Raw genomic sequence first — 13,121 nt, forward strand, 5'->3', positions numbered from 1 at the left:
TGTCGACTGTCGAGAGGGAATCATGGTGGCGTCTACCGCAGCAATACTTGAAGAGGACAATGCAGACGAGATTCTGGCGCTCGGGCGGATGGTTTCCTATCTTTGCCAGCGCTCCAAATCTCTGGAACTGGGGATGTCGACCTATTTCCTGGAAATGGCATTGCTGTCGCTGGCCCAGGACATCAATCAGCATGGCTCGCTACCGGCCGGCGCAGAAATGAACGGCAGCGGTTTCGCACACGCTGAACTCCATTAAAACACCGCTTTTTAACGACCGCGTCTGCAATTGCGCAGAGCCGCAGACATTTTTCGTCTGCGGTTCCGGCTGGGCTGAAACACACCGGACGCATATATTTTTTAGTCAACTCCAAGAACTTTTGTTCCCAGCATTTGTCGAGGCCCGGTTTTTACCGGGCCTCGATTTGTAGTGGAAGTAAAGACGACAGAATTCTGTCGTCAGGCAACGACCGCGCCCGGACCCGCCACAGCACCCGGCGGCACCTTGCCCAGAATAATCATGCCGAGGACCTCGTCCTTCGTCACATCTTCCGTGCGGGCATGGCCGACCACCTTGCCGTTTTTCATGACGAACACCCGGTCGGCGAGATCGAAGACATCATGGATATCGTGGCTGATTAGGAAGATGCCGATGCCCTGCCGTTTCAGTTCCTTGACGAGATCGCCGACCTGTGCCGTTTCCTGCGGCCCGAGTGCTGCCGTCGGTTCGTCCATGATGAGGATGCGGGCATCGAACAGAATGGCGCGGGCGATTGCCACGGACTGCCGCTGGCCACCGGAAAGCGCCTTCACCGGCTCCTTGAACCGCCGGAAATTGGGGTTGAGACGCCCCATGACCTCGCGGGCCGAAGCTTCCATGGCGACATCATCCAATGTTCCCCATTTCGTCTTCAGCTCGCGGCCGAGATAAAGATTGGCCGCCGCATCGACATTATCCGCCACCGCCAGCGTCTGGTAGATGGTTTCGATGCCGTATTTCTTGGCGTCGCGGGGATTGCGGATATCGACATCCTCGCCGTTGATGAGGATTTCGCCCCCATCCCGCCGGTATGCACCGGACAATATCTTGATGAGCGTCGATTTGCCGGCGCCGTTGTGGCCAAGAAGGGCCACAACCTCACCTGGGAAAAGATCGACAGAGGCGTTTTCCACCGCATGGATACCACCGAAGGAAATGGAAATATTGCGCATTTCCACGAGGGGCGTGACTTGTTCCGTCATTGGGGTTCTCCTCGGTTCTTACTTGGCGCGGGCGCGGTAGATGGTGTCGAGCCAGACGGCGACGACCAGAACCACACCGACGACGATGCGCTGAAAGGGCGTATCGATGCCCACAAGCACCATGCCGGATTGCAGCGATTGCATGACGAGCGCGCCGAGCATCGCGCCCGCTATGGTGCCGACGCCGCCGGCAAGCGACGTGCCGCCGATGACCGCCGCGGCGATCGTATAAAGTTCATCCAGTTCACCCTGGGCATTGGTGGCCGCGTTGAGGCGGGCAGTCGAGATTGCCGCAGCGATGGCGCATAGAACGCCCATCAGCGTGAATATCTTGACCGTGACCCAGCGGGTCTTGATGCCGGCGAGTTCCGCCGCCTCCGGGTTGCCGCCGATTGCGAACACATAGCGTCCGAAGCGCAGCCGCGTCGCGATGAAGGTCATGACAGCACCGACGGCAAGCGCCATCAGCACCGGAATGGCAATGCCGTGCGGAATGAACAGACCACCATCCGGCCAGGTAATACCATTGGCATCGGCATAGTTGCGGGCAATGTTGACCGGCCAGGGATAGCTGTTGACGACAGCCACGAAACCGACGACGACGACGCAGCCAAGTGCCACCAGGAAATATTCCGCCCAGACGGGCCGCAGCGGAAAACCGAAACGGCGACGCTGGTGGCGCGAATTCAGGATTGCCGCGACAATGGCGACGCAGGCGACAATGGCTGCGATCCAGCTCCATGTCGCGCCGATCGAGCCGCTGGTGCCGCCACCCATCAGGCGGAAGGTGGAATCCATCGGCGCCACAGTGCGGCCGCTGGTGACGAACCATGTGCCACCGCGCCAGACCAGCAGACCACCAAGTGTGACGATGAAGGACGGCACGTTCAGGAAAGCGATGATCGAGCCCTGCAGCATGCCGATCGCTCCGCCGACGAGAATGCCGACCAGAAGCGTGACGATCCATGTCGCCCAATGTTCAAAGCCGAGGAGCTGCGGCAGGATTTCCGCCTGCATGACACCCATGATCATCCCGGAAAAACCGAGGATCGACCCGACCGACAGATCGATGTTGCGGGTAACGATGACAAGCACCATGCCTGTCGCCATCACCGCGACCGAAGCGGTCTGGACGGAGAGGTTCCAGAGGTTTCTCGGCGTCAGGAACAGCCCGCCCGAAAGAATATGGAAACCGATCCAGATCAGAAGAAGCGCGCCGACCATGCCGAGCAGCCGGGTATCAAGCTCCGTGGCACTTATGAAACGCGAAATCGAGCCCGTTTTTTCCGTCTTGGGGGACGCTGTGGAATTGGATTGTGTCATGTCGGCCATGGACTGCCGGTCCTCCTTACATCTGAAAGGCGCCGCGCCACGTATCAGTGGCGCGGCGCCCAAACATCAACCTAGCGGTCTCAGTTGCAGGCCTTGACGGATCCGGCCTTTACACCCTGGCAGGCCGTTTCCTTCTTGATCCAGCCGGCGTCGATGACGACGTTCAGATTGTCCTTGGTAATGGCGATGGGCTTGAGGAAGACTGACTGCATCGTCACTTTTTTCGGACCGCCATCAAAAGCGGCAACGCCCTTGATTTCCGTCATCTTCTTGCCGCCCGCAAGTTCCAGCGCGATGCCGGCAGCTTCCTTGCCGAGTTCGCGGCTATCCTTCCAGACAGATACCGTCTGCGTGCCGAGCGCTACGCGGTTGAGCGCGGCGAAGTCCGCATCCTGACCGGATACAGGAACAGAACCTGCGAGGCCCTGCGCGGCAAGAGCGGCAATTGCGCCACCGGCCGTTCCGTCGTTCGAGGCGACGACCGCATCGACCTTGTTGTTATTCTTGGTCAGGAACTGCTCCATGTTCTTCTGGGCATTTTCCGGCTTCCAGCCATCGGTATAGGCTTCGCCGACATTCTTGATCTTGCCCGCGTCGACAGCGGCCTTCAGAACTTCCTGCTGTCCGGCAAAAAGAAAGTCCGCATTCGGATCGGAAGAAGAACCCTTGATGAAGACGTAGTTGCCTTCCGGCTTGACCTTGAAGACTTCGGCGGCCTGAAGGCGACCGACTTCCTTGTTGTCGAAGGTGATGTAGAAGGCGTTCTTGTTTTCGATCAGGCGGTCGTAACCCACCACCGGAATACCTTCAGCGACGGCCTTTTCAACGGCCGGGCCAATCGCGTCGCTGTCCTGCGCAAGAATGATCAGCGCATTGGCGCCCTGGGAAATCAGCGATTCCACGTCGGTCAGCTGTTTTGCGGCGGACGACTGCGCATCGGCGGAAATATACTTCGCACCGGCCTTGTCGAGAGCTGCCTTGATTGCCGCCTCATCCGTCTTCCAGCGCTCTTCCTGGAAATTGGACCAGGAAACGCCAACGACGAGATCAGCAGCAATGGCTGCGGTGTGCAGGGAAACGAGTACAGCTGTACCCGCCAAAAGCTTGGCAAACGAATTCATGATGTCCTCCCGGTAAGGGCGAAGCCTGCACCTCCATGCAGGGAAAACGCCCGGAAAAAGCTGTCGGGCTCTGTGATTTCACAATTTTCTCGACAGTCGAGAAAATTAATGTCAGAGATTCCCCATGCTGTCAACAACGGCTGCGGGCAGCATCCGGGTGCCTTGATCTTGCTCGTGGCGTGCGCCATCAGAGGGGATAAGCACGACAGGAAAAAAGCCGTTCAGGGAGCATACCCCAGCCCATGTCCGCCATTGCAAGCACGGAACTGGTGCGCCAGAAAAACAGCCTGTCGGTGATGGCAGCGCTGCGCCTTCATGGCAGCCTCTCCCATACGGACATGTCCTCCTTCACCGGGCTTGCCTCCGCCACCGTTTCCGCAATCACCACGGAACTCGAGCGGGCCGGCCTCATCCTGCGCAAAGAGCAGCTAGCCGCCGCCGGGCGCGGGCGGCCGCGCATCCTCTTTGGGCCTGATGGTGCTTTCTGCCACGTCGCCATCGTCATCATTTCGTCCGACAGCGTGCAATATTCGTTGGTCGACTATGCCGGCAAGCTGGTGGACCGCTTCACCGAGCAGAGGATCACGGCTGAAAAAGGGTCATTCGGCGGCTCGATCCTCTCCGGCCTTGCACGGCTTGCGGACCGTTCGCGCATCGACCGGCACGACATTCTTCAAGTGTCGATCAGCAGCAAAGGGCTTGTGGACGCGGCAGCGGCGGTGCTCGTCTGGTCGCCGGTGCTCGGCACCGAAAAGATAGATTTCCAGCAGCTCATTTCTCAGGACGGCCGCATCCGCGTGACGCTGAACAACGAAACGCTGCTGGCCGCAAAAGCCATCTGGATGCAGGAGCAGGCAAAGGACGGCCCGAAACCGGAGGCACTTGTCACCCTATCGCTCGGCCACAGCATTGGCCTCGGCATTGCCCGCGCCGCGGGTGGCGGGATAGAGGTTAGCGCCCCCAATTTCGGACATATGCTGCATCTGGCCGATGGCGCCCTTTGCCGCTGCGGCACCAGAGGCTGTATCGAGGCCTATTCAGGGTTTTATGCAATCCTGCGTTCGGCATTCGAGGCCCCGCCGCAGGCGGAACCGGCAAAATTCGTGCCGATTGCCGAAGTGGACAAGATCGCCGCTTCCGCCCGCGCCGGCGGGCGCATGGCGCGGCTTGCCTTCCGCACAGCCGGGCTTGCACTCGGCAACGGCCTTTCACGTCTGTTCAGCCTCCACGGCCATATGCCGGTCTTCATCACTGGCCCCGGCACACGCTACTTCGATCTTCTGGAAAGCGGCCTTCACGATGGCCTTGCGCAATCGCAGTCGGTACGCTTCGGCGGAATGCCAAAAATCGGCATCGCGCCCAACGAACCGGAACTGGTGTTCGAAGGGCATATGGAACACGCTCTGTCCGCCGCCGACGACTATATATTGAGCGCCGATGGCCCTGAAAGAGCGGCAAGGAACTCGGGGAACTGACGGGACAACTCGTAAAAGCTCAGGCCTGCTCCGTCACGGCTTCGCCCTTTTCCTTGACACCAGTCAGCGTGGAAACGAATTCATCCAGAGCGGCAGCCTCGTCCCTGCTCAACCGCAGGCCCTGTTTAGTGCGCCGCCAGAGAATATCCTCGGCTGCAAAGGCCCATTCGTGTTCCACCAGCCAGCGCACTTCGCATTCGTAAAGTGTGCCGCCGAAATGCCGACCGAGGCCGGAAACATCGGTGGCGACACCGAGCAGTTCCGCAGCCTTCGTGCCGTAGTTTTTGATGAGCCGCTCGGCATGGCGTCCATCAAGGAATGGGTAACGGGAGACAAGCGCCCTCACCTGGGCGTCATATCTCTCCACCCCGAAGTCACCGCCCGGCAGATACGAGCCCGCCGTCCAGGGCTTGCCCTTTTCTCCGATGGCTGCGCCGATCTTTTCCAGAGCATGTTCCGCCAGCCGCCGGTAGGTGGTCAGCTTGCCGCCGAAGATATTGAGTAGCGGCGCTTCGCCCTCTGCCTCTTCAACTTTCAGCACATAGTCGCGTGTGGCTTCCTGCGCCTTTGAAGCGCCATCATCGAAAAGCGGGCGCACGCCGGAATAGGTCCAGACGATATCATCCGGCTTCACCGGCTCGCTGAAATATTCGCTGGCGGCATTGCAGAGATAGGAAATCTCTTCCTCAGAGATGCGCACCTTGGCCGGATCGCCCTTGTAGTCGCGGTCCGTGGTGCCGATCAGCGTAAAATCTTGCTCATAGGGAATGGCGAAGATGATGCGGTTGTCCGGGTTCTGGAAGAAATAGGCGCGCGGATCGGAAAACTTCCTGCGCACGATGATGTGGCTGCCCTGCACGAGACGAACATTGTGCACATCGTTGCGGCCGAACACGCCGGACAGCACGTTATCCACCCATGGGCCAGCGGCATTCACCAGCATGCGCGCTCTGTGCGTGGCTGAACGGCCGGTCTTTTCGTCCAGCGTCTCGATAAGCCACACGCCGCCTTCGCGCCGTGCGGATACGACCCGCGTGCGGTTCATGATCGTCGCACCGCGATCCGCCGCGTCACGCGCATTCAGAACCACGAAACGGGCATCGTCCACCCAGCCGTCGGAATATTCGAAAGCCTTGGCAAAGACCGGCTTCAGAGGTTTGCCTGCCGGGTCCTGCCGAAGATCGACCGTGCGCGTCGGCGGCAAAAGCTTGCGGCCGCCGAGGTTGTCATAAAGAAAGAGGCCAAGCCGGACCATCCATGCCGGACGCACGCCGCCTTTCTGGAGCGGCAGGACGAAGCGCATGGGCCAGATGACGTGCGGGGCCATGGCCCACAGAATTTCACGCTCCATCAAGGCTTCGCGCACCAGACGAAACTCATAATGTTCGAGATAACGCAGGCCGCCATGGATGAGCTTGGTGGCTGCCGAAGACGTACCGGAGGCAAAATCGCCCTTTTCCGCAAGCGCCACGGAATAGCCCCTACCCACGGCATCGCGGGCAATGCCGCAACCATTCACGCCACCGCCGATGACAAAAAGATCGAATATGTTTTCGCCGGACATAGGGCCTCCCAAGACAGCGCCGGGGACCATTTCCCCCTACGTTGAAAGATTATCGTCATAAAAACGAAAACAAAACGAATGTCAAAAGAAAACAAACGAAACCCATGTTTCTAGCACAAGCGAACGGCAACTGCCGCCGGTGAATCACTTCGCCAGCGTGTTTCGGGATGTCGGTACGGGGTCTGTGTTTCAGACGTGTGTCGGAGTGACCTGCTCAAGCTCGTAAAGCACGCCGCCCATATCCTTTGGATGCAGGAAGAGAACGGGATTGCCATGCGCGCCGATCTTCGGCTCGCCATCACCTAAAATGCGGATGCCTTTTTGGACGAGATCGTCTCGCACGGCCAGAATATCCGGCACCTCAAAGCACAGATGATGCGTGCCGCCACCCGGATTTCTTTCGAGGAAGGCGGTAATCGGGGAGTTCTCTCCAAGCGGATGAAGAAGTTCGATCTTGGTATTGTCAGCCTGAACGAAAACCACTGTCACGCCGTGTTCGGGCAGAGATTGCGGCTCGGAAACTTGAGCGCCAAGCGCCCTGTATCGCGAAACCGCGGCATTAAGATCGGGCACGGCAAGGGCGACGTGGTTCAATCTTCCGAACATGGCCGTATTCCTCTCACGCGTTGCGCCGGATGCCTTCGAGCAGATCGAGAACCTTGTTGGCCGCATCCATGACATTGGTGCCGGGTCCGAAAATCGCCGAAACGCCGTGGTCGAGCAGGAACTGATAATCCTGGCGCGGAATGACGCCGCCGACGACGACGATGATGTCCTGGGCACCCTTCTGCTTGAGCGCCTCCACAAGCTGCGGCGCGAGCGTCTTGTGGCCTGCGGCAAGCGACGACATGCCGACCACATGCACCTTGTTCTGAACCGCAAGATCGGCTGCCTCGGCAGGCGTCTGGAACAGCGGCCCGGCCAGCACATCGAAACCGATATCGCCAAAGGCCGATGCGATCACCTTCGCGCCGCGATCATGCCCGTCCTGCCCGAGCTTTGCGACCATGATGCGCGGTTTGACGCCGAGCCGTTCTGCCACGCCGGAAAGCCGCGTAGCGAGCGTGGCAAGCTCCGGCTCGTCCTTGTAGGCCTCGCCGTAAATATCCTCCACCACTTCCGGCACGGCAACGTAATCGCCGAAGACGGCACGCAGCGCATCGGAAATCTCGCCGACGGTGGCGCGGGCGCGGGCGGCGACGAGTGCCGCCTCGAGAATATTACCCTTGCCGCTACGGGCAATTTCAGACAATGCCGCCAGCGCCTTCGAGACGTCCCCGCCGTCGCGGCGACGTTTGGTGTCCTCAAGGCGGCGGATTTGCGCGGCGCGTACGGCGGCGTTGTCGATATCGAGAACGTCGATATCTTCCTCGGTTTCCAGACGGTAGCGGTTGACGCCGACGATGACTTCCTCGCCCTTGTCCACGGCCGCCTGCCGACGCGTGGCCGCCTCCTCGATCAATCTTTTGGGCAGGCCTTCGGCCACCGCTTTGGTCATGCCACCAAGCGCCTCCACCTCCTCAATCAGCGCCCAGGCTTTTTGCGCCAGTTCATCCGTCAGGCTTTCGACGTAGTAGGAACCGGCCAGCGGATCGACGACCTTGGTCACGCCGGTTTCATGCTGGAGAATAAGCTGGGTGTTGCGGGCGATACGGGCGGAAAATTCTGTCGGCAGGGCAATGGCTTCATCAAAGGAATTGGTGTGCAGCGATTGTGTGCCGCCCAGCACGGCGGACATGGCCTCGAAAGCGGTGCGGACAATGTTATTGTAAGGGTCCTGTTCCTGAAGAGACACACCGGATGTCTGGCAATGGGTGCGCAGCATGAGCGACGACGCCTTTTGCGGCTTGAACTCTTCCATGATGCGCGACCAGAGGAAGCGGGCGGCGCGCAGCTTTGCGGCCTCCATGAAGAAATTCATGCCGATGGCAAAAAAGAACGACAGGCGGCCGGCGAAATCATCGACATTCAGTCCCTTGGCAAGGGCGGCCCGCACATATTCGCGGCCATCCGCCAGCGTGAAGGCAAGCTCCTGTACCAGCGTGGCACCTGCCTCCTGCATGTGATAGCCGGATATCGAAATGGAGTTGAACTTCGGCATCTCCTTCGCCGTATATTCAATGATATCAGCAATGATACGCATCGAAGGCTCGGGCGGGTAGATATAGGTGTTGCGGACCATGAACTCCTTGAGAATGTCGTTCTGGATGGTGCCGGAAAGCGCGGCACGCGAGACACCCTGCTCTTCCCCCGCAACGATGAAATTGGCGAGCACCGGAATGACGGCCCCGTTCATGGTCATGGAGACGGAGACCTTTTCGAGCGGTATACCATCGAACAGGATTTTCATGTCCTCGACGCTGTCGATCGCTACGCCCGCCTTACCGACATCGCCTTCAACGCGCGAGTGGTCGCTGTCATATCCGCGATGAGTGGCAAGATCGAAGGCGACCGAAACACCCTGTTGGCCGGCGGCGAGCGCCTTGCGGTAAAAGGCGTTGGAAGCTTCGGCAGTCGAAAACCCGGCATATTGGCGGATCGTCCATGGCCGCCCGGCATACATGGTGGCGCGCGGGCCGCGCGTGAAGGGCGCAAAGCCCGGCAGGCCATCGAGATGTGAAGCCTTTTTCAGGTCATCGGCCGTGTAAAGCGGTTTGACGTCAATGCCTTCGGGCGTATGCCAGACGAGTGCATCCGGTGAACGCTTCAGCTCCTTTTCGGCAAGCTGCAGCCAATCCCGCACCGTTTTTTCACCCGACATGCATATCTCCCCTTCTGCATTTCATTTTCAGTACTGTGACTGGTGATCGTGACCGAAATCCAGCCTACCCCGTAACCCGCTCCGCCCCTCATCCGTTCCTCAAAAACGGTATCAAGCCCTATTCAAATTCGAGGATGACCTCATCCACGGCGAGGCTATCGCCCGGCTTTGCCGACACTTTGGCGACCCGGCCGCGTTTTTCCGCACGCAGGATGTTTTCCATCTTCATTGCCTCCACCGTCGCCAGCGCCTGACCGGCTTCCACCTCGTCCCCCTCGCCAACCGAGATCCCGGTGATGACGCCCGGCATCGGGCAGAGCAACAGTTTCGACGTATCGGGCGGCAGCTTTTCCGGCATCAGCAGCGCCAGTTCCGCCACGCGCGGGCTGCGCACATGGGCGAGAACATCCATGCCGCGCCAGCGCAGACGAACCGCCGCACCGGCAAGATCGACCTTAGCGGCGATCACCTCGCCCGCCACCGTGAACAGGCCAAGGCTGCGGCCGGGAAGCCAGCCGGTAGCGACCGTCAGCGCAGCACCATCCTCAAAACGGATTGCCATGCCTTCAGCACCGGTTTCCACGCTGACGCTTCGACGGGATTGACCAAGCGAAACCACCCAGTCCTGACCGACAATGCGACGATGATTGCCAATGGTACCGGAAATTTCGACCGCACGGTTTTGAAGCCGCTGGTGGATAACGGTGGCGATGGCTGCGAGCTTGCGCGCGGAAGCCTCATCGGGCTCCACCCCGGAAAAGCCCTCCGGAAATTCCTCGGCGATAAAACCCGTCGTCAGACGGCCGGCCCGAAAACGCTCGTGCTGCATGACAGCCGAGAGGAACGGTAGATTGTGGCCGATGCCCTCCACTTCGAAACGATCCAGCGCCTGCCCCATGGCATCGATGGCGGTTTCACGATCCTTTGCCCAGCTACAAAGCTTGGCGATCATCGGATCGTAATACATCGAGATTTCACCGCCTTCGAAGACGCCGGTATCGTTGCGGATCACGGTGCCGTTTTCCTGCTCGCCCTCTTGCGGCGGGCGATACCGTGTCAGCCGGCCGATGGAGGGCAAGAAATTACGATAGGGGTCTTCGGCATAAAGCCGGCTTTCGATTGCCCAGCCGTTCAACCTTATATCGGTCTGCCCGAAGGACAGCTTTTCGCCTGATGCCACGCGGATCATCTGCTCGACAAGATCAATGCCTGTGACGAGTTCCGTTACCGGATGTTCCACCTGCAGGCGCGTATTCATTTCCAAAAAGTAGAAATTGCGCTCGCCATCGACGATGAATTCCACCGTTCCGGCCGAATGGTAACCGACTGCTCTCGACAGAGCCACGGCCTGCTCGCCCATGGCCTTGCGCGTTGCCTCATCAAGAAAGGGCGATGGCGCTTCCTCGATGACCTTCTGGTTGCGGCGCTGGATCGAGCACTCTCGCTCGCCAAGGTAAAGAATATTGCCGTGTTGATCGCCCAGCACCTGAATTTCGATATGGCGCGGCTGGGTGACGAATTTCTCGATGAAGATGCGGTCGTCCCCAAAGGAAGATTTCGCCTCGTTTTTTGAAGACTGGAAACCCTCGCGCGCCTCCGCATCGTTGAAGGCGATGCGCATGCCCTTTCCGCCGCCGCCGGCCGAAGCCTTGATCATCACGGGATAACCGATCTCGGAGGCGATCCTCACCGCCTCATCTGCATCCCCAATCAGCCCCATATGGCCGGGCACGGTGGAAACACCGGCTTCCGCCGCGAGCTTCTTGGAGGTGATCTTGTCGCCCATGGCTTGGATAGCGCCGACCGGCGGGCCGATGAAGATGACACCCGCCTTCTCCAGCGCCTCGGCAAAGGCAGCGTTCTCCGACAGGAAGCCATAGCCGGGATGCACCGCGTCAGCCCCGGTCTTCTCGATCGCAGCAAGGATTTTATCGATGACGATATAGGACTGCGACGAGGGCGCCGGACCGATATGAACGGCCTCATCCGCCATCTTCACATGCAAAGCATTGGCATCAGCATCCGAATAGACGGCAACCGTCGCAATGCCCATCTTCTTCGCCGTCTTGATGACCCGGCAGGCGATCTCGCCGCGATTGGCGATGAGGATTTTCTTGATCACGCGGTTATTCTCCCCTCTTCCCCTCACGACAAATGCCGTATGCCGTCCTCAAATCTCGAAAAAGTTCTCGAAGGATTCCGGGAAATTCTGCCGGGCGACGCGCTCGTCGATGACAAGCATCGCCTGGTAGGAAAGCGGATCGAAATTCTTTTCCGCCGGCAAGACCTCGCGGCCGAACAGCAGGCTGAGGCGGGCCGCGTCGAGATTACCGCGCTCGAACGGCTCGGGACCAAAATGGTGCCAGAGCGAGTGCAGGAAGGCCGCATCGATGCGGTGTTCCTTGGAATCGTCCCGCGCCCTTCGAGGTATCATCTTGATGGGCGTTACCCCTTTTGGATTGGCGCGGCGGATGGTGAACTGGATGCCCGTGCTCGGCATGCCGGAGGGAAATCCCTTGTGTTTGGTCATTTCGGGCAGGTTCGCCATCTTTTGTCCTTCCAGAAGCATTTCCATTAAAAGCGGGTCCGCTTTTACGTCCGGATATGCGTAAATTCAAATAATTAGAGCGCTTTCATGGTCCTATTAAAACCAGAAGCGCTCCAGTCTTTTCGTTATGCCTTGCCGATTTTGTCCTGCGTCTTCTGCTCGAAGTCGGAGGCATCGTGGCGTTCATGCAATTGTTCGGACGGATCGCCCGAGGTTTTGTTGACGATCACGCCGCGCTTGACCGCAGGTCGTTCGCCGATTTCAAGCGTCCAGCGCATAAGGTTCTTATAACCGGCGGCTTCAAGGAAAGCACCGGCATCGCCATAAGCCTGGCCGAGCGCGATCTTGCCATACCAGGGCCAGACGGCCATGTCGGCAATCGTATATTCCGAGCCCGCCAGATAACGGTTGTCGGCCAGATGACGGTCAAGCACGTCAAGCTGGCGTTTAACTTCCATGGCGTAACGGTCGATAGCATATTTGATCTTGATCGGGGCGTAGGCGTAGAAATGGCCGAAACCGCCGCCGAGGAAGGGGGCGGAACCCATCTGCCAGAACAGCCAGTTCAGCGCCTGCGTGCGGGCATTGCCCTCTTTCGGCAGGAAAGCGCCGAATTTTTCCGCGAGATAGACGAGGATCGAGCCGCTCTCGAAAACCCGGGTCGGCTCGGGCGTCGAATGATCCATCAGCGCCGGGATCTTGGAGTTCGGATTGACGCCGACAAAACCGGAGCCAAACTGGTCGCCTTCGCCGATCTTGATCAGCCAGGCATCATATTCGGCGCCCTTGTGGCCAGCGGCCAGCAATTCTTCCAGCATGATCGAGACCTTCTGGCCATTCGGCGTTGCCAGCGAATAAAGCTGCAACGGATGTTTGCCGACCGGCAATTCCTTGTCGTGGGTGGGACCGGCGATCGGGCGATTGATATTGGCGAACTGGCCGCCATTACCCTTGTCCCAGGTCCAGACCTTGGGCACTTCATATCCGGCGGGAAAATTATCTGCGGAGGAGTTCTCGGCCATAAAAATCAGTCCTTGTGCGTTTCGGGATGGCACCGAAGGTCGGGCGCCTGAACATCATT

General features: G+C 59.3%; 11 protein-coding genes. 2 read left to right on the top strand and 9 right to left on the bottom strand.

Annotated elements, in window-relative coordinates:
- Positions 1–22 precede the first annotated feature (22 nt).
- Positions 23–256 (top strand): hypothetical protein, encoded by a 234-nt coding sequence (locus F617_RS0106820; protein ID WP_019564849.1) that lies wholly within the window; start codon positions 23–25, stop codon positions 254–256.
- A 200-nt stretch (positions 257–456) separates the two neighbouring features.
- Here the strand turns inward: F617_RS0106820 and F617_RS0106825 are convergent, their stop codons facing one another.
- From F617_RS0106825 to xylF, 3 genes are all read right to left on the bottom strand, one after another.
- Positions 457–1,239, bottom strand: a complete 783-nt coding sequence (locus tag F617_RS0106825; RefSeq protein ID WP_019564850.1) for an ATP-binding cassette domain-containing protein — start codon at positions 1,237–1,239, stop codon at positions 457–459.
- A gap of 18 nt (positions 1,240–1,257) precedes the next feature.
- On the bottom strand, positions 1,258–2,571 hold the full coding sequence (locus F617_RS0106830) for a sugar ABC transporter permease (RefSeq protein WP_003511299.1): 1,314 nt from the start codon (positions 2,569–2,571) through the stop codon (positions 1,258–1,260).
- A gap of 80 nt (positions 2,572–2,651) precedes the next feature.
- Positions 2,652–3,692 carry a D-xylose ABC transporter substrate-binding protein gene (gene xylF, locus F617_RS0106835; RefSeq protein ID WP_003511300.1) on the bottom strand — a complete coding sequence of 347 codons (1,041 nt, stop codon included), beginning with the start codon at positions 3,690–3,692 and terminating at the stop codon, positions 2,652–2,654.
- Positions 3,693–3,934: 242 nt separating this feature from the next.
- Here xylF and F617_RS0106840 point away from each other — a divergent pair, with 242 nt between their 5' ends.
- Positions 3,935–5,167 (top strand): ROK family transcriptional regulator, encoded by a 1,233-nt coding sequence (locus F617_RS0106840; RefSeq protein ID WP_019564851.1) that lies wholly within the window; start codon positions 3,935–3,937, stop codon positions 5,165–5,167.
- 19 nt (positions 5,168–5,186) lie between these two features.
- Here F617_RS0106840 and F617_RS0106845 read toward each other — a convergent pair whose 3' ends face one another.
- The 6 genes from F617_RS0106845 to yghU form a co-directional block, all read right to left on the bottom strand.
- A complete protein-coding gene (locus tag F617_RS0106845) occupies positions 5,187–6,731 on the bottom strand; it encodes a glycerol-3-phosphate dehydrogenase (protein WP_019564852.1) in 1,545 nt (514 codons plus the stop codon).
- Between the two features lie 189 nt (positions 6,732–6,920).
- Positions 6,921–7,337 (bottom strand): methylmalonyl-CoA epimerase, encoded by a 417-nt coding sequence (mce, locus tag F617_RS0106850; protein WP_003511303.1) that lies wholly within the window; start codon positions 7,335–7,337, stop codon positions 6,921–6,923.
- Positions 7,338–7,350: 13 nt separating this feature from the next.
- On the bottom strand, positions 7,351–9,492 hold the full coding sequence (gene scpA / locus F617_RS0106855) for a methylmalonyl-CoA mutase (protein WP_019564853.1): 2,142 nt from the start codon (positions 9,490–9,492) through the stop codon (positions 7,351–7,353).
- A 118-nt stretch (positions 9,493–9,610) separates the two neighbouring features.
- Positions 9,611–11,614, bottom strand: coding sequence for an acetyl/propionyl/methylcrotonyl-CoA carboxylase subunit alpha (locus tag F617_RS0106860; RefSeq protein WP_019564854.1), 2,004 nt, complete (start codon positions 11,612–11,614; stop codon positions 9,611–9,613).
- Positions 11,615–11,662: 48 nt separating this feature from the next.
- The gene (locus F617_RS0106865) at positions 11,663–12,040 is read right to left on the bottom strand and encodes a hypothetical protein (RefSeq protein WP_013761770.1); all 378 of its coding nucleotides are present in this window, start codon (positions 12,038–12,040) and stop codon (positions 11,663–11,665) included.
- 125 nt (positions 12,041–12,165) lie between these two features.
- Positions 12,166–13,062 (bottom strand): glutathione-dependent disulfide-bond oxidoreductase, encoded by an 897-nt coding sequence (gene yghU / locus F617_RS0106870; RefSeq protein ID WP_003511310.1) that lies wholly within the window; start codon positions 13,060–13,062, stop codon positions 12,166–12,168.
- Positions 13,063–13,121 lie beyond the last annotated feature (59 nt).

It is taken from the genome of Agrobacterium sp. 10MFCol1.1, from assembly GCF_000381165.1.
GTDB classification, from domain to species: domain Bacteria; phylum Pseudomonadota; class Alphaproteobacteria; order Rhizobiales; family Rhizobiaceae; genus Agrobacterium; species Agrobacterium tumefaciens.